General features: G+C 71.5%; 15 protein-coding genes. 8 read left to right on the top strand and 7 right to left on the bottom strand.

The annotated features are described in order from the left end of the window. The first annotated feature begins 56 nt into the window (after positions 1–56). Entirely contained in the window at positions 57–824 is a 768-nt protein-coding gene (locus tag AB0G10_RS20150; protein ID WP_360923520.1) for a GNAT family N-acetyltransferase, read from the top strand. Here the strand turns inward: AB0G10_RS20150 and AB0G10_RS20155 are convergent. Then, positions 787–1,761: an FAD-dependent oxidoreductase gene (locus AB0G10_RS20155; RefSeq protein WP_360923523.1), complete on the bottom strand. Its 975-nt coding sequence runs from the start codon at positions 1,759–1,761 to the stop codon at positions 787–789. The genes AB0G10_RS20150 and AB0G10_RS20155 overlap by 38 nt on opposite strands. 151 nt (positions 1,762–1,912) lie before the next feature. On the opposite strand from AB0G10_RS20155, the gene AB0G10_RS20160 reads away from it, so the two are divergent. Both AB0G10_RS20160 and AB0G10_RS20165 read left to right on the top strand, forming a co-directional pair. Further along, on the top strand, positions 1,913–2,851 hold the full coding sequence (locus AB0G10_RS20160; protein ID WP_360923526.1) for an SCO2521 family protein: 939 nt from the start codon (positions 1,913–1,915) through the stop codon (positions 2,849–2,851). An 11-nt stretch (positions 2,852–2,862) separates the two neighbouring features. Further along, a complete protein-coding gene (locus AB0G10_RS20165) occupies positions 2,863–3,804 on the top strand; it encodes a DUF6879 family protein (protein WP_360923529.1) in 942 nt (313 codons plus the stop codon). A gap of 6 nt (positions 3,805–3,810) precedes the next feature. Here the strand turns inward: AB0G10_RS20165 and AB0G10_RS20170 are convergent, their stop codons facing one another. The 5 genes from AB0G10_RS20170 to AB0G10_RS20190 all read right to left on the bottom strand — a co-directional run bounded on the left by AB0G10_RS20170 (position 3,811) and on the right by AB0G10_RS20190 (position 8,835). Continuing rightward, positions 3,811–4,794, bottom strand: coding sequence for an SCO2522 family protein (locus tag AB0G10_RS20170; RefSeq protein ID WP_360923532.1), 984 nt, complete (start codon positions 4,792–4,794; stop codon positions 3,811–3,813). Next, entirely contained in the window at positions 4,791–5,693 is a 903-nt protein-coding gene (locus AB0G10_RS20175; protein ID WP_360924953.1) for an SCO2523 family variant P-loop protein, read from the bottom strand. Before AB0G10_RS20175 ends, AB0G10_RS20170 begins: the two co-directional genes overlap by 4 nt. Positions 5,694–5,695: 2 nt before the next feature. Then, the gene (locus tag AB0G10_RS20180; protein ID WP_360923535.1) at positions 5,696–7,546 is read right to left on the bottom strand and encodes an SCO2524 family protein; all 1,851 of its coding nucleotides are present in this window, start codon (positions 7,544–7,546) and stop codon (positions 5,696–5,698) included. Between the two features lie 141 nt (positions 7,547–7,687). Beyond that, on the bottom strand, positions 7,688–8,365 hold the full coding sequence (locus AB0G10_RS20185) for a DUF429 domain-containing protein (protein ID WP_360923538.1): 678 nt from the start codon (positions 8,363–8,365) through the stop codon (positions 7,688–7,690). Beyond that, a complete protein-coding gene (locus tag AB0G10_RS20190) occupies positions 8,365–8,835 on the bottom strand; it encodes a glutathione peroxidase (RefSeq protein WP_360923541.1) in 471 nt (156 codons plus the stop codon). The genes AB0G10_RS20185 and AB0G10_RS20190 overlap by 1 nt, the downstream gene beginning before the upstream one ends. A 171-nt stretch (positions 8,836–9,006) precedes the next feature. Here AB0G10_RS20190 and AB0G10_RS20195 point away from each other — a divergent pair, with 171 nt between their 5' ends. The 5 genes from AB0G10_RS20195 (at position 9,007) to AB0G10_RS20215 (ending at position 15,498) form a co-directional block, all read left to right on the top strand. Beyond that, a complete protein-coding gene (locus AB0G10_RS20195) occupies positions 9,007–10,479 on the top strand; it encodes a glycosyl hydrolase family 18 protein (protein WP_360923544.1) in 1,473 nt (490 codons plus the stop codon). Between the two features lie 67 nt (positions 10,480–10,546). After that, positions 10,547–11,953, top strand: coding sequence for a class II 3-deoxy-7-phosphoheptulonate synthase (locus tag AB0G10_RS20200; protein ID WP_360923547.1), 1,407 nt, complete (start codon positions 10,547–10,549; stop codon positions 11,951–11,953). Continuing rightward, positions 11,946–12,965 carry a GntG family PLP-dependent aldolase gene (locus AB0G10_RS20205; protein WP_360923549.1) on the top strand — a complete coding sequence of 340 codons (1,020 nt, stop codon included), beginning with the start codon at positions 11,946–11,948 and terminating at the stop codon, positions 12,963–12,965. Before AB0G10_RS20200 ends, AB0G10_RS20205 begins: the two co-directional genes overlap by 8 nt. Positions 12,966–13,030: 65 nt before the next feature. Beyond that, on the top strand, positions 13,031–14,539 hold the full coding sequence (locus tag AB0G10_RS20210) for an IPT/TIG domain-containing protein (RefSeq protein ID WP_360923551.1): 1,509 nt from the start codon (positions 13,031–13,033) through the stop codon (positions 14,537–14,539). Positions 14,540–14,550: 11 nt separating this feature from the next. Further along, complete coding sequence (locus tag AB0G10_RS20215) at positions 14,551–15,498, top strand: IPT/TIG domain-containing protein (protein WP_360923554.1); 948 nt, start codon at positions 14,551–14,553, stop codon at positions 15,496–15,498. Here AB0G10_RS20215 and AB0G10_RS20220 read toward each other — a convergent pair. Beyond that, on the bottom strand, positions 15,483–16,184 hold the full coding sequence (locus AB0G10_RS20220) for a hypothetical protein (RefSeq protein ID WP_360923557.1): 702 nt from the start codon (positions 16,182–16,184) through the stop codon (positions 15,483–15,485). The genes AB0G10_RS20215 and AB0G10_RS20220 overlap by 16 nt on opposite strands. Positions 16,185–16,195: the final 11 nt, after the last annotated feature.

The following is a 16,195-nucleotide window of genomic DNA, read 5'->3' on the forward strand; positions in this document are numbered from 1 at the left end:
TCTACGCTTGCGCGGCCCGGCCTTCGTCCCTCCTCAATCGACTGTGGTGAGTCCCCATGACTATCGAGCAGGTGGAGTTCCGCGAACTCAAGCTCATCGACGAGCTCGAAGAGATGGTTCACCTCCTGTGCCGGGTCTGGAAAGCCGACTCCGCCGTCGACCTGATCAACGCGTCGACGCTGTGGGCGCTCGCCGAGGCGGAGAACTACGTCACCGGCCTCTACGTGAACGACGTGATGGTCGCCGCCGCCGTGGCGATCCGGGGCCGGTCGCACCTGCACTCGCACATCGTCGGCGTGCACCCTGATCACCAGGGCTCCGGCTTCGGGTACGAACTGAAGCAGCACGAGGCACTGTGGGCCAAGGCGGAGGGCCTGGACCGGATCCGGTGGACGTTCGACCCGCTGGTGCGGCGCAACGCCCACTTCAACCTCGCGAAGCTGCACGCCCGGGTGCTGAGCTACGAGAACGACCTCTACAACAGCCTGAACGACGGGCTCAACGACGACGACGAGACCGACCGGCTGTTCATCGAGTGGGAGTTCGCCGCCCCGGAGATCACCGCGATCCCCGACGTCTCCAGCCTGTCGATCAAGCCGGACGACTGGGACTTCGAGGCTTCGCCCGGCGCGCTGCACTTCCTCGGCGACGGGGTGCACTGCCTGGTGCCCACGCCCAGCAACATCGAGAAGCTGCGGCAGGACGATCCGAAGCGGGCGCGGGACTGGCGGTTCGGGGTGCGGGCCGGGTTCCGTACCGCGCTGGTGGAGCACGAGGTCGCCGGCTTCAGCCCCTTCGGGTGGTATGTGCTGCGGCGCCGGTGAGCGCCAGGACCTCGCCGGCGCACCCCCAGGAGAGGGTCACCCCGCCGCCGCCGTGGCCGTAGTTGTGGATGAGGTGGGCATATCGCTCGTCGGCGGCGAGGCGCACCCGGTCGCGGACCGGCCGTAACCCCACCCGGTGCTCCCGGACGCGGGCCCCGGATAGCAGCGGCTCGGCCCGGGCGCAGCGGTCCAGGATGCCCCGGGCGACTCCCGGGTCGGGCCGGCGTGACCACTCCCCGGCGTACCGGCTGCCGCCCAGCATGACCCGGCCGCCCTGCGGCAGCACGTAGGTGGTGAGACCGTCCTCGTCGGTGTCGTGCTCGACGAAGAACGCGTCGATCCCCGGATTGTCGACCACCAGCAGGTCGCCGCGGATCGGCCGGATGTCGTCGCCCGGCACCAGGTCCCGCGCGCCGAGGCCGGCGCAGTTCACCACGATCGCCCCGAGGCCGGGCAGCTCGGCCGCGGTGACCGGCCGGCGGACCGCGATCCGGCCGCCGAGGTCCCGCAGCCGGGCCGCGAGGTGGGCCAGGTAGCGGGTCATGTCGATGAGCGGGACGGTGTAGCGCCAGCCGCTCGTGTAGCCGGGCGGCAACGTCGCCGGGTCGCACCGCTGCACCGCCTCGGCGCCGAGCCCCGGCTCCGGGGTCTCCAGCCCGTCCCGGCTCGCCTCGACGCCCGGCGTCATCCGGACGCCGGTGGCCGGGTCCCGGCTCAGCTCGCGGAAGACCTCGAGCGACTCGAGGGCCCACTGCCCGGCGCGCTCGTGCGCCACGAGATGCGGGCCCCAGATCGCGCCGGCGGCACAGGACGTCGTGCTGGAGGGGGTGTCGGCGCTGCGGACGAGCACCCGGCGGCCGGCTTCGGCGAGGCGCACCGCGCAGGTCAGCCCGGAGACTCCGGCGCCGACGACGACCACGTCCGTCCCGTGGATCATTCACACATTTTAATCGAACCGGTCCGGAGATCGACGGTGGTGAACTCAAGATGAATGCGGAAGGTGACAATCCGGGGACGTTGCGCTATCGGTGGTCGTGCGGTCCAATCGATTCTTGGTACTTCTAGCGGGACGGGAGCGTCACGGGGCGATGCTGGTTCTGGGTGAGGTGCTGACATCCCTGCTGCCGTCCTCCACGGCGCTCCCGGCCGACGCCGGGGAGCGGCTGCTGGCCCTCACGGCGGGCGCCCAGGTGCTCCGCTCGGACCGCCCGATGCCGGTCGTGGTCTCCCCGGACCGGCTGACCGGGGTGGACTGCCGGCTGCCGACCGGGCCGCACGGCAGCGCCCGGGCGATCGGCACGGTCACCACCCGGGCCGTGCTCACCGGCGGGCACGTCCTGCAGTCGTCGGCGCGGACCGTGGCCGTCCGCAGCCCGCACAGCCGCCGGCTGCCGTGGTCGCACTACCTGGCCCGGCCGGCCACCGTCGAGATCGTCGGGAAGTTCAAGGAGCGCGCCGTGATCGAGGCCTTCCTCGCGGACGGGCCGGCCGCGCCGATGCTCAACCTCGGCGCGATCGCGACGCACACGGCCGACCGGGTGCGGGGCAGCTCCCTCGTCGACTCGCGGGCGCCGTTCCCGAGCCGGGAGACGGCGCTGCGCTGGGCGGCCGTCCTCGACGACGCCGGGCAGGACGTCCTCTCCTTCACCGTGGAGGGCGACGACCGCCGGTCGGTGCGGCTGCACACGAGCGGCACCGGCCTGGCCGGCGTGGTGACCCTCTGCGAGGACCTCGCCCTGCACGACTGGCTGCTCACCACGCTGACCGGGATCGTCACGAGGGCGGCGCTGACCGGGCCGCGCCCGGGCGCCGCGGTGGACCGGCTGCGGCCCGCCGTGGACCACCTGCTGCACCTGTGGATGCCGGGGGCGCGCCTCGAGTTCGAGACCCGGCGCTACTGGGAGCAGATGGAGCAGCGGGCCGGGTTCGGCCGGCAGTGGTCCGCGGCGGTGCAGCGGATCCGCGACCACCTGGCCCTTTCGACCCTCCGTGAGCTCGGTCGTCTGGCCGGGCCGGCGGCGTCGTGAGCGGGCTGACCATGCGGGCTGACGGAGCCGGCCGACGCCTGTCCGAAGTGGTACGCAAGGTGGTCATCGCGCTGGTCACCGGCGGGGTGGCCTTCGCGCTCACCAACCTCGCCGACAAGGACCCGATCCTGTCGATCACGCTGTCCGTGCTGGTCGGCGGCTCGGCCCTGGTCGTGCAGTTCCTGGTCGAGTTCGAGAGCCGGCTGCGGGAGGTGCAGGTCGGCCAGGTCGACCAGGCCAAGCAGATCCGGGCCTGCGTCGACGAGCGGTTCCGGGCGATCAGCGAGGCCACCGAGCTGTTCGGCGCCATCGAGGAGTCCGCGGTGCAGACCGAGCTGCTCAGCCAGCTCGTCCGGCACTCCACCCGGATCGGCACCGAGTCGCCCGGGCTCGCGCACCGGCTGGCGCAGCGCGAGCTGGAGCGGATGTCCGAGTTCCTCAAGGAGCTCGGCGACAACACCGAGGCGATCTACGACGGCGAGGACCGGGACTGGCTGCTCAGCCTCACCTACTCGGCCGACGGCGGGATCGACGCCACCAGCCTGACCACCGTCGACGGCGGCGGGATGTGGTCCACCGACCTCGGGCAGCGATACCTCGACGCGCAGCGGGACGCCGTGCAGCGCGGCGTGAAGATCCGGCGGATCTTCATCCAGGACCGGCCCGAGCCGGGCGGCCAGGCGGCGCTCGACAAGATCTACCGCCAGCACGCCGACATCGGCGTCGAGGTACGGGTGCTCGACCTCTCCAACGCGACCGACCTGCGGCGCACCTCGCTCTTCGACTTCGTGCTCTTCGACGGGGTGATCAGCTACGAGGTGACGACGAGCTCGTGGATCGACGAGAACACGCCGCCGATCGTGGTGAACACCCGGCTGGTGCTGCGGCCGAGCCGGGTCGAGGAGCGCGGCGAGCGGTTCCGGGAGCTGTGGGACGCCGCGCAGCCCCGCTGACCGGGCTCAGACCAGGACCCGGGTGGTGTCGCCGTCGAAGACGTAGGCGATCCGCTGCACCAGGTCGGCCGGGAGTGTGATGCCCTCACCCGCGGCCCGCTCGCGGACCTGGCTCTGCACCTCCTCGTCGACGGCCACCTGGCCGATCACCACGCCGACCGCAGCCTCGATGCTCTGGAAGCGCCGGGCCAGCATGGACAGCGTCCGGTAGGCGCTGAACGGCTGCGCCTTCGGATTGAGCCGGAGCACCGCCGGCATCTCCTGCCAGGAGGACGGCAGCCGGTCGCCGGCCGGCTCCGGCGGCGCCACCGGGCGGCCGTCGCAGCGCAGCATGCCGAGCCGCATCAGCTGCCACACCGACGCGAGGTACGGGCAGGACCACTGCCGGCCGCCCGGCTCCTCCGAGAAGATCTCGACGGCCAGGAAGATCGAGTGGCGGTTCTTCGCGTTCTGGGTGGGCGGCCGCCAGCCCTGCGCCCGGCTCATCGCGGGCGCGGCCGAGGAGCCGGGCGGCCGGTCGCCGTTGGTCAGCCAGCCGATCTCCTGCGGCGGCGGCCACACCCCGTCGGTGTCCGGCGGCGGGTCGGCCACCAGGCGGTCCAGCACCAGCTCGGCCGGGCGGACGTCGCCGGCCCGGGCGCAGCCGGCCTCCCGGGCCACGTAGTCGATGGTCAGCCCGTGGTCGCCGGCCGCCTCCACCAGCTGCGCGATCACCTTGTCCGGGGTGCTGAACTCGGTGAAGTAATCGTCGATCAGGAAGCACGTGCTGATCCGGGGCGGCCGGCCCGGCGGCAGCATGCCGGTGAGCCGTTCGCGGGCGGCGGACACCCACGGCCGGACCTCGCCGAAGTGCCGGCGCAGCTGCTCGACGCCGCCCTCGAAGTCCTCCATGTAGAGGTGGCCCAGCTCGATCGAGAGATGGGAGAGCGGGAGCTGCTCGACGCGGGGCTGCGCCGACCGCTCCTGGAATCGTGCCTCCAGCCCGGTCACTTCACCTCCCAGGCCCGGTCGTCGCCGATCAGCTCGGCCAGCCTCTTGAAGGCGTCGGCGGTGGCCCGGTTCGCGATGCCGCGCGACTCGACGTCGTGGTTGGTGATGAGCTGCTCGTGCCACTGCAGCAGCGGGTCGAGCGGGACGGTGTGCAGCAGCGTGAGCGGACCGGCGCCCTCGGACTGGGCGATGGTCCGCAGCTCCCCGTCCCACTTCTCGATCCAGACGGTCTGCTGGGCGGTGAGGCCGGGCCGGGACGGGTCGACGGTGGCGGTCCGGACGAAGCGCAGCGACGAGAGCAGCTCGTCCCGGTCGTGGCCGAGTTCCTCGCCGGTCTGCAGGATGCCGTGCTCGCCGTGCACCAGGGCGGTGGCGGCGAGCACGTGCTGCTTGGTCCACCGGTGGTAGACCAGCCAGCGGCTCTTCACCCCGTGCAGCCGGCGGACTGCGGCGAGGGCCATCTGCAGGGCGTACGACCGGCCGGCGCTCAGGTCGACGAAGCAGACGTCGAACTCGCCGTTGAGCCGGCCGAGCAGCCCGGCGCAGCGGCGGATCAGGTCGGGGCTGCTCGGGAACTCGCCGACGCCGGCGTCGCCGGGCATCAGCACGAGGCGGCCGGCGTGGTACGGCCGGTCCCGCACGCTGGTGCGCTCGGTCGCGGCGAACACGTCGATGCGCCGCGGCTTGTCCACCCTGCCCAGCAGGTACGAGTGCAGCCCGCCCTCCCGCACGCCGAGCATCCCGTCGTCGACGTCGAACACCGCGCCCGCGGTCGGCGACCCGAAGTCGAAGTCGAGGTAGCAGACGTCGGCGCCGGCGACGGCGGCCTGGTACGCCACGTTGCTGGTGGTCACCGACCGGCCGGTGCCTCCCTTGTCGGAGGTCGCGAAGACCAGCATGGTCACGACTCGCCGTCGAGGTCGCGGGCCGCGGCGAAGCGGTCCAGGTTGAGCAGCACGTCGTTGGCGAGCGAGGCCGCGGTGCCGGGCTTGTCGTCGAGGATGGCCCGGGCGCGCTTCAGCTTCGCCGCGAGCGCCTGCAGCTCCATCTGCATCGCGTAGCCGCCGTTCGGCGAGCCCTGGAGCAGCTCCTGGTCGTACAGGTGCTCGGCCTCGCTCAGCAGGGTCGCGCCGAGCCCGGCCAGCCCGTCGCTGCGCAGTGGTGGTGCGCTGATCACCTGGGCCGCGGTGATCAGGCAGTCGACGACGCGCTTCGTGTGGTACCAGGAGGGCGCGTCGTACATGCCGGAGAACTCCTCGAACGCGCGGGCCGGCTGGTCCCAGAGGCCGTACCGCTTGTCCGGCCGCAGCCGCCGGGTGTCCAGGTGCGCCCAGATCTCGTCGGCCAGGGCCAGCATCCGGCCGCGCAGCTGCGGGTCGCCGAGCAGCCCGGCCAGCGTGATGGTCCGCTTCAGCAGCAGCGGGGCGAAGTCGGACATGATCCAGGTGAGGCGGGGCCCGCCGAGCTCGTCGCTGCCGCCCAGGCTGATCGGGAAGCCGGGCGCGTGCAGCTCGTAGGACTGGTCCCCGGCGAAGACCCGGCGGTTGATCCGGGACCGGTTCGCCAGCTCCTCGAGGACTTTGCCGACCCGGTCCAGGTCGCTGTCGCCGGCCCGCTGGCGGACCAGGTCCTGCACCACGATCGAGGAGACGTGCAGGCTGAAGTAGTCCGACTCCTTCTCGGTGGTGCGCTGCCAGGGGATGTCCTCGAGCGGCCAGCGGCCACCGCCGGTCGGCACCGCGATCTTCGACCAGTACTGCTGGGTCAGGTCCCACCGCAGCTGCAGACCCTGGGCGAGGCGCAGCTGCTCCTCATTGAGAAGACCCAGCTGACGCGTACGGGTCGAGAACAGCGCCTCGATCGCGTCCAGCGCCACGGCGGTGAAGTAGATGTACGGCGCCGGCTCGGCCAGGCCGGCCGGCTGCTCGCCGACCTCCTGGTTGGTGATGATGGCGGGCGCGTCCCGGACGATGCCCCAGCTCCAGCCGCACTCGAAGAGCCGGTCCGGGTGGTCCAGCTCGTCGGCGAGGCCGGCGCCCGAGCCCATCGTCACGTCCCGGAGGCTGGCGCGGATCTCGCGCAGCGACTCGTGGATCTGCGGCACGACCCGCTTCGTGGAGAGGTTGCGCTGGTTGAACGTGCGGCACAGGGCCCGGCCGGCCTTCGAGTCCACCTCGAAGATGTCGACGGTGAAGCTGCGCAGCAGGCCGACCATGGCGGCCGAGAGCCGCTTGCTGGCCATCGCCTCGAGCCGGTCGATCTCGGACCGGGAGCTGCGCCGGCGCAGGCTCTTCCGGAACTGTCGGGCGAAGCCGATGGTGGCCAGCGACAGCGAGAGCGAGATGGCGAACGAGTCGACCACCGGCTGCGCGAGCTGCTCCGGCTTGAGGCCGTCCGGGTCCTTGCCGCCCGGGTCGCGGAAGTAACTCGCCGCCGAGAAGATCGGCGTCCCGTTCGGGTCGGTGTAGGTGGTCAGGTACGACTCGACGGCCTCGAGCAGGGTGAGCGGGACGTCCACGACGCCGCCCAGCGGTTTCATCGCGGCCAGGACGTCGTCGGCCACCCGGTCCGGCGAGTCGAGGGCGAACGGCGGGATGGCCGTGGCCGGCCCGAGTATGCAGAGCAGCTGCTCGGCGTCGCTGATCGAGTTGCGGCCGTCGCGGCCACCCCAGACCCACTCGCCGTCGCGGTAGGAGTGCTCGACCACCGCTTGCCAGATCTCGAGAAGCTCCTGCCGGGGCTGCACCCTCATCGTCCGGTCTCCTCTGCCACTTCGTAGTGGAGAAACCCGACGACAGTTTATAAAGGTGACGCTCGGTAGTGATCCGCCCGAACGACGGAAGCGCGGGTCATAGCCGATTCGCTACAATCCGCGCTTCCCGGGACTAATTGATCAATACCAGATGGCGATCCGGGCGCCCTCGTCCTCCTCCGGCGGGCTCGGATGGCTCAGCGCCGTCCCGGTCGCGACGCGGTGCGCGGTCCAGGCGACCGCGGCGGCGTCCAGGATGTCGTCCGGCGGGGCCTGACCGGCCGGGCCGAGCTGGTCCGGGAGCACGATGCCGTTGCGGGCCAGCAACTCCCGCCGCCGGGTCTGCCCGCTCCAGGTCTTCTTCGCGTACGGCAGGGGCTCGCCGGCCATGGTCCGGAACGAGAGCTCCGGATGCGCCTCGAAGAGCAGGCCGGGGTGGCGTTCCCAGATGGCGTTGGCCTCCAGCAGCTTGGGGCGCAGCGCCCACGACTGGCGGCTCAGGCCGGCGCCGGTCAGCTCGCGGCAGAGCCGGTTCGCCGAGGCGAAGTCCTGCTCCATCCAGACCGCCCGGGGCGGCACCCGGAAGACGCTGCCGCGGCGCGGGCCGAGCTGGTCGGCGGCGAGCGTGTCGGCGGCCCGCCACTTGTCCGGGAGCATGCCGAGGGGGATGTCGACGCCGATCACCGCGGCGCCGGAGCTGCCCGCGACGATCTCGTACAGGGTGGAGGCGAGCACGGCGCGGCCGAAGACGCCGTCCCGGAGCTCGACGCCGACCCAGCCGAGCGCGTACGCGTCGACGCCTATGACGTGTACACCCATCAGCGGGGGAGAAGTTTCTCGATGGTGGCTACCAGCTCGCCGTCGTCCGGCTGGGTGCCGGGCGCGAACCGTGCCGCGACCGTGCCGTCCGGGGCCACGACGAACTTCTCGAAGTTCCACTGGATGTCTTCGCCGCCGCCGATCAGCTCCCGGTAGAGCGGGTGCCTGCCGGGACCGTTCACCTCGACCTTCTCGGTCATCGGGAAGGTGACGCCGTAGTTCACCCGGCAGAACTCGTCGATCTCGTCGGCGGTGCCGGGCTCCTGGCCGGCGAACTGGTCGCACGGCACGCCGACCAGCACCAATCCCCGGTCACGGTAGGTGTCGTAGAGGTTTTGCAGTCCGGAGTACTGCGGGGTCAGGCCGCAGCGTGAGGCCACATTGACCACCAGGACGACCGAGCCGCGGTAACGGTCCAATTCGGTCGCGCCACCGGTGAGGGCGCCAATGCTGACGTCGAAGATGGTCATGATCTAAGACTACGCGCAGTGCGGAGATGAACGCACGCCGTGGTTGACCGCTTCTTGATGTTAAACAGACCTTAAAGGTGCTGACCTCCCTTGACTGTTGTTAATCGATGTGACTACGGTCTCTGCATCCCTCTCTTTGGAAAGTTTCCTAACTGTTGAGGAGACATCCCCGTGCAGAAAACCGCCCGTCGCGCGATCTTCGCCGGCGCGGTAATGATCGCGGCAAGTGTCGCGGTTCCCGCCGTGTCCGCGTCCGCCGCCGCAGCCTGTGCCCCGGCCTGGAGTTCCACCGCCGTCTACGTGAAGGACAACGTCGCCTCGCAGAACGGCCACAACTACACCGCCAAGTGGTGGACCCAGAACGAGTCCCCGGCGACGAACAGCAGCCAGTGGGCCGTGTGGGTCGACAACGGCGTCTGCGGTGGCACCACGACGCCGCCCACCACCCCGCCGACCACTCCTCCCACCACCCCGCCGACGACGCCGCCCACGACGCCGCCGACCACCCCGCCCACCACGAACCCGCCGACCGGTAGCAAGTGGGTCGTCGGCTACTTCGCCGAGTGGGGCGTCTACGGCCGCGGCTACCACGTGAAGAACATCGACACGTCCGGCTCGGCCTCCAAGCTGACCCACATCCTGTACGCGTTCGCCAACACCACCGGCGGCAAGTGCAGCATCGGCGACTCGTACGCCGACTACGAGAAGGCTTACACGGCCGCGGAGAGCGTCGACGGCGTCGCGGACACCTGGGACCAGCCGCTGCGTGGCTCGTTCAACCAGCTCCGCAAGCTCAAGAAGAAGTACCCGCACCTCAAGGTGATCTACTCGGTCGGCGGCTGGACCTGGTCCGGCGGCTTCTCCGACGCGGCGAAGAACCCGGCCGCGTTCGCCGAGAGCTGCTACAACCTGGTCGAGGACCCGCGCTGGGCCGATGTCTTCGACGGCATCGACATCGACTGGGAGTACCCGAACGCCTGTGGCCTGAGCTGTGACACGAGCGGCCCGGCCGCGTACGCCAACGTGCTCACCGCGCTGCGCAACAAGTTCGGCGCCAACAACCTGATCACCTCGGCGATCTCCGCCGACGGCAGCAACGGCGGCAAGCTCGACGTGGCCGACTACGCGGCCGGCATCGCGAAGCTCGACAAGGTCTTCCCGATGACGTACGACTACTTCGGCGCGTTCGCGGCGCAGGGGCCGACCGCCCCGCACTCGCCGCTGACCTCGTACGCCGGCATCCCGCAGGCCGGCTTCAACTCCGACGCCGCGATCCAGAAGCTCAAGTCGAAGGGCGTGCCGGCCAGCAAGATCCTGCTCGGCATCGGCTTCTACGGCCGCGGCTGGACCGGCGTCACCCAGGCCGCCCCGGGCGGCTCGGCCACCGGCGCCGCTCCCGGCACCTACGAGGCGGGCATCGAGGACTACAAGGTCCTCAAGACCAAGTGCCCGCCCACCGGCACCGTCGGCGGCACGGCGTACGCCTTCTGCGGCGGCAACTGGTGGAGCTACGACACCCCGTCGACGATCGCCGGCAAGATGACCTACGCGAAGAACCAGGGTCTCGGCGGCGCGTTCTTCTGGGAGCTCTCCGGTGACACCACCAACGGTGAGCTGATCACCGCCATCAAGGGCAACCTGTAGTAACTGAGTAGTGAGACGGAGGGGCACCGGGCGCAGGCCCGGTGCCCCTCTTCCGTACGCTTTGCCCATGCGCCGTGAGTGGCATCAGCTCAGTCACCCGGGAGTGGGCAACCCCGCCCTGCAGACCTCCCGCCCGTCCACCGACTCCGCCGAGGACGAGGCTCTCGGCCTCGACCGCTGGCGGAGCCTGCCGCGCGTGCAGATGCCGCCGTGGCCGGACATGAACGAGGTCGCCGAGGTCTGCAAGGTCCTCGACAACGTCCCGTCGATCGTCGCGCCGTACGAGGTGGACCAGCTCCGGGCGAAGCTCGCCGACGTCTGCGAGGGGCGGGCGTTCCTGCTCCAGGGCGGCGACTGCGCCGAGACCTTCGCCGACAACACCGAGAGCCACCTGCTCGCCAACGCGCGCACGCTGCTCCAGATGGCGGTCGTGCTGACCTACGGCGCGTCGATGCCGGTGGTGAAGGTGGCCCGGGTCGCCGGCCAGTACACCAAGCCGCGCTCGTCGATGACCGACTCGCTCGGGCTCCCGGCCTACCGGGGCGACCTGATCAACTCGCTGGACGCGAACGAGGCGGCCCGCGTCGCCGACCCGCAGCGGATGATCCGGGCGTACGCGAACTCGGCGGCCGCCATGAACATGCTCCGGGCGTACCTGGCCGGTGGTCTCGCCGACCTGCACGGGCTGCACGACTGGAACAAGGACTTCGTCCGCGCCTCGCCGGCCGGCGAGCGCTACGAGGCGATCGCCCGCGAGATCGACCGCGCCCTCGACTTCATCCGCGCCTGCGGCATGACCGACAACGACGCGCTGCGCACGGTCAGCCTCTACTGCTCGCACGAGGCGCTCGCCCTCGAGTACGACCGGGCGCTCACCCGGGTGTCCGGCGGCCGGGCGTACGGGCTCTCCGGCCACTTCCTCTGGATCGGCGAGCGGACCCGGCAGCTCGACCACGCGCACATCGACTTCATCAGCCGGATCGCCAACCCGATCGGCGTGAAGCTCGGCCCCGGCACCTCGCCGGAGACCGCGATCGAGCTCTGCGAGAAGCTCAACCCGGAGAACATCCCGGGCCGGCTCACCCTGATCAGCCGGATGGGCAACGGCAAGGTCCGCGACGCGCTCCCGCCCATCGTGGAGAAGGTGACGGCGACCGGCGCCAAGGTCGTCTGGCAGTGCGACCCGATGCACGGCAACACGCACGAGTCCTCGAACGGCTACAAGACCCGGCACTTCGACCGGGTCGTCGACGAGGTGCTCGGCTACTTCGAGGTGCACCGCGGCCTCGGCACCCACCCGGGCGGCATCCACATCGAGCTGACCGGCGAGGACGTCACCGAGTGCCTCGGCGGCGCGCAGGGCATCGAGGACCTCGACCTGCCCGGCCGCTACGAGACCGCCTGCGACCCGCGCCTCAACACCCAGCAGAGCCTCGAGCTGGCGTTCCTGGTCGCGGAGATGCTCCGTGGCTGACCTGCGCTCGGACACCGTGACCCGGCCGACCGCCGGGATGCGCGAGGCGATGGCGACCGCGGCCGTCGGCGACGACGTCTTCGGCGACGACCCGACCGTCAACGCGCTGGAGAACCACGTCGCGGCGCTCTTCGGGCACGAGGCGGCGCTGTTCGCGCCGTCCGGCACGATGGCCAACCAGATCGCCCTCCAGCTCGTCGCCGGGCCCGGCGGCGAGCTGCTGGCCGGCGCCGACGCGCACGTGGTGACGTACGAGCTGGGCGCCGCCGCGGCGCTCGGCGGCATCTCCACCCGCACCTGGAGCCCGGACAGCGCCGCGCTCGACCCGGAGCGGATCGCCGGGATGATCCGGCCGGCCGGCTTCCCGTCCGTGCCGACCTCGGCCATCGCCGTCGAGCAGACCCACAACCTGGGCGGGGGCGGCGTCGTGCCGCTCTCGGTGCTGCGGGACCTGCGCGCCGTGGCCGACTCGTACGGGGTGGCCCTGCACTGCGACGGCGCGCGCATCTGGCACGCGCACGTCGCCGACGGGGTCCCGCTCGCCGAGTACGGCGCCCTCTTCGACACCCTCTCGGTCTGCCTCTCCAAGGGCCTCGGCGCGCCGGTCGGCTCGCTCGTGATCGGCAGCCGCGAGAAGATCGACCGCGCCCGGGTGATCCGCAAGCGGATGGGCGGCGGGATGCGGCAGGTCGGCATCCTCGCGGCGGCCGGCCGGTACGCCCTCGACCACCACGTGCAGCGGCTCGCCGAGGACCACGAGCGGGCGCACCGGATCGCCGAGGCGCTCTCGGTGTACGGCGTGGTCGAGCCCGCGCGGGTGCGGACGAACCTCGTACCCCTGGATCTCTCGAAATCGGCGCTGGACGCGCCGACGCTGGCCGCGGAGGCCGCCGAGCAGGGCGTGCTGATCGCCGCGATGCTTCCGCGGACCGCGCGGATCGTCACCCACCTCGACGTCGACGACGCCGCGGTGGACCACGCGATCGAGGTGCTGAGCGCGCTGCTCGCCTGACTGCCGGCGATTTCGTGAAGGCGATTTCGTGAAGGAGTGCGGCTCCGGCGGCCGATAGGGTTCCCGTGAGGAACATAACTCGTGCCCGCCGGGGCGCCGCGCTCGTCACCGCCGCGGTCGCCGGCTTCTCCGTGATCGTGGTGCATCCCGGTGCGGTCCTCTCGGCCGCCCCGGCGCCCGAGCGGCCGCGAGCGGCCGCGTTCGCCGTCCCGGTCGTCAAGAGCATCACCCCGGTCATGGGCTCGGTGGCCGGCGGGACGGCCGTGACCGTCCGCGGATCCGGCTTCCTCGGCCTGGACCGGACGAAGCCCGAATCCGTGATGTTCGGCGACGCCGCGGCGACCCGGATCGTCGTCAAGTCGGACATCGAGCTGCTGGCGATCAGCCCGCCCGGCGACATCGGCACGGTCAAGGTGACGGTGGTCGGCACGGACGGCCCGAGCACGACGTCCGCCGCCTTCGCCTACCGGGAACCGCTCGGCGTCGAGATCACGACGGTCGAGGCCAGCGCCGCGGGCGGCGAGCAGATCGTCGGCACCGTCGTCGGTGGCACCGTGGGCGACAGCGTGGCGGCGTTCCGGACCCTCAAGTACACCGCGCTGGTCGGCGACCTGGCGGCCACCGTCGCCTGGGTGGACGCCACCCACGTGAAGATCACCGTGCCGCCCACCGGCTCGGCGACGGCCTCGCCCGTCTCGCTGGTGCAGAACGGCCTGGCCGGCCCGCCCTCGACCGGGACGGTCAACTACTACCCGGTGATCACCCGCGTCTCGCCGAGCCGGGTGGGCGCCGCGGGCGGCGACACCGTGCAGATCGCCGGCGCCGGCTTCCTCGGCGTGGACCTGGCGGACAACACGGCGGTGTCCTTCGGCGACGCCCCGGCGGCCTCCTACACGGTGGAGTCGGGCACCCAGATCAACGCCGTGGTGCAGGCCGGTGACGCCGGGACGTCGGTCCCGGTGACGGTGAAGACCCCGAGCGGCGTCAGCCCGGAGTCGGACGCCGCACGGATCAAGTTCCGCGGGCCGATCAGCATCGACACGGCCGGCGACACCCAGTTCGTCCGGGCCGGCGGCGGGCAGCACATCTTCGCGGTCACCGGCGGCACCCTCGGCGCCGACGTGAAGGCGTTCGCGGCCGAGAAGATCAGCGTGAAGCGCGGCAACCAGAAGCTCACGGCCACCTACGTCGATCCGACCCACCTGCGGGTGACCCTGCCGGCCATCACGACCGAGACGGTGACCCTCACCGTCATGCAGGACCTGATGGCCGGCCCCGAGGTCACCCTCCCGGTGCTGCCGGTGATCACCAACATGTCGCTGGCGAGCGACACCCTCGCCGGCGGCCGGACCATCAAGATCACGATCGCGGGCGCCGGCGGCGAGGCCACCGGCTTCCTGTTCGGCGAGACGCCGGCCACCTGCGCGCCGCAGCCGAAGAGCACCACGATCTACATCTGCACCGTCCCGGCCGCCACCGTCGCCGGCCCGGTCCGGGTCTCCTTCACCTCGGGCGGCGGCGTCGCCAGCCGGTTCACGCCCGCGGCCGCCTTCAGCTACACCGACATCGACTGAGAGGGTCACCCGTGTCTGTTCTCCTGCGTGGCGCGGCCGCTGTCGCGGTGGGCGCTCTCGTCCTCGCCGGCGGCGCCGGGGCGGCATCGGCCGCTCCGGGCCCGGCCGCTCCCGGTCGGGCCGCTTCCGGTCAGGCCTTGGTGATGGCCGGCCGGCCCACCGTCTCCGGCATCACCCCGTCGCGGGTCAGCACCGCCGGCGGCAGCACCGTGACGATCACCGGCAAGAACTTCACCGAGGTCTCCGCGATCACCTTCGGCGGCGCCGACGCGACCTCCTACACCGTCGCCTCCTCCACGAAGATCACCGCGGTGGTGCCGGCCGGCACGTCCGGCGCCGCGCCCCTGGTCATCACGACGCCGGAGGGGGAGAGCCTGGTCACCAAGACCACCGTGGTGAACTACCGCACCCCGCTCGGCGTCGACACCTCGGGCAATCCGGTGGCGAAGGCGGGCGGCGGCCCGCTCGTCCTCACCATCACCGGCGGGACGCTCGGGGCCACCTCCAAGGATTTCGCGAAGGAGCTCGTCTCGGTGGTCTTCAACAAGACCAAGACCACCGCGACGTACGTGGACGAGACCCACCTGAAGATCAACGTACCGGCCGGGACGGCGGAGTCGGCGACCGTCACCGTCGTGCACGACCAGATCGCCGGCGAACCCGCCACGATCACCCTGGTCCCGGTCGTCACCGGCCTCAGCGTCAAGTACAGCACCCTCACCGGCGGCGTGAAGACCGTCGTGAAGGTGGCCGGCGCGGCCATCGGCGACGCCAAGGACTTCACCTTCGGCGAGAACCCGGCCGACTGCGTGAAGCAGGGCGCCACCAGCAACCCGACGTTCCTCTGCCTGGTCCCGCCCGCCACCACGGCCGGCCCGGTCGCGGTGAGCTTCACGTCCGGCAGCGGCACGAGGAGCCGCTTCACCGCGGCCGCGATCTTCTCCTACACCGACAACTGAGCCGTCGCGCGGGCGAAGCCCCGGATCACCGGGTGCGGGGTGTCGCCCGCGGCCAGCTCCGGCTGGAAGAGGGTGGCGAGGAAGAACGGGTGGTCCGGAAGCTCGGCCACCCGAACCTCGCCGCCCTCGTTCTCGTCGTGGCCGGTGAAGCGCATGCCGTGAGCGCGCAGCAGGCCGATCCGGTCCGGAGCCAGGCCGTAGGCGCAGTGATAGCGCTCGACCGTCCGGGAGGCGCCGATCAGCCTCTCGATCAGCGAGCCGGGCGTCAGGCCGATGGCCGCCTCGTGCCCGGCCAGCGAGCAGGAGAGCGGGACGATCAGGTCGTCGTCGCCGGCGCCGCCCTCGTTCTCGGCGTGCCGGGCGTCGCCGATGCCGCACACGTCGCGAGCGAACTCCAGCATGGCGTGCTGGAAGCCCCCGCAGGTGCCGAGGAACGGGATTCCGGCCGTGCGTGCGGTCCGGGCCGCGGCGATGCCGCCGGCTTCATCCTGGTACGGGGAACCCGGCGTCAACCAGATCCCGGCGAACCCGGCCAGCGCTCCCGGCTCCGCCGCCTCGGGGGTCGGCACCCAGTAGACGTCCAGGTCGATCTGTTCGAGCTCGCGAACGGCGTCGAGGAGCCGCGGGATCCGGGTGTGCGCGCGGACGGCCGGGGACCGGTCCCCGACCAGGGCGATCGTCTTCATGACGCCATCCT

Origin of the sequence: Actinoplanes sp. NPDC023714, from assembly GCF_040639855.1 — a bacterium.
Lineage (GTDB): Bacteria > Actinomycetota > Actinomycetes > Mycobacteriales > Micromonosporaceae > Actinoplanes.

Bases quoted from the DNA above. Each gene is read 5' to 3' on its own strand.
- AB0G10_RS20150 (WP_360923520.1), top strand. From the start codon at position 57: ATGACTATCGAGCAGGTGGAGTTCCGCGAACTCAAGCTCATCGACGAG.
- AB0G10_RS20155 (WP_360923523.1), bottom strand. From the start codon at position 1,761: ATGATCCACGGGACGGACGTGGTCGTCGTCGGCGCCGGAGTCTCCGGG.
- AB0G10_RS20160 (WP_360923526.1), top strand. From the start codon at position 1,913: ATGCTGGTTCTGGGTGAGGTGCTGACATCCCTGCTGCCGTCCTCCACG.
- AB0G10_RS20165 (WP_360923529.1), top strand. From the start codon at position 2,863: ATGCGGGCTGACGGAGCCGGCCGACGCCTGTCCGAAGTGGTACGCAAG.
- AB0G10_RS20175 (WP_360924953.1), bottom strand. From the start codon at position 5,693: ATGCTGGTCTTCGCGACCTCCGACAAGGGAGGCACCGGCCGGTCGGTG.
- AB0G10_RS20180 (WP_360923535.1), bottom strand. From the start codon at position 7,546: ATGAGGGTGCAGCCCCGGCAGGAGCTTCTCGAGATCTGGCAAGCGGTG.
- AB0G10_RS20185 (WP_360923538.1), bottom strand. From the start codon at position 8,365: ATGGGTGTACACGTCATAGGCGTCGACGCGTACGCGCTCGGCTGGGTC.
- AB0G10_RS20190 (WP_360923541.1), bottom strand. From the start codon at position 8,835: ATGACCATCTTCGACGTCAGCATTGGCGCCCTCACCGGTGGCGCGACC.
- AB0G10_RS20200 (WP_360923547.1), top strand. From the start codon at position 10,547: ATGCGCCGTGAGTGGCATCAGCTCAGTCACCCGGGAGTGGGCAACCCC.
- AB0G10_RS20220 (WP_360923557.1), bottom strand. From the start codon at position 16,184: ATGAAGACGATCGCCCTGGTCGGGGACCGGTCCCCGGCCGTCCGCGCG.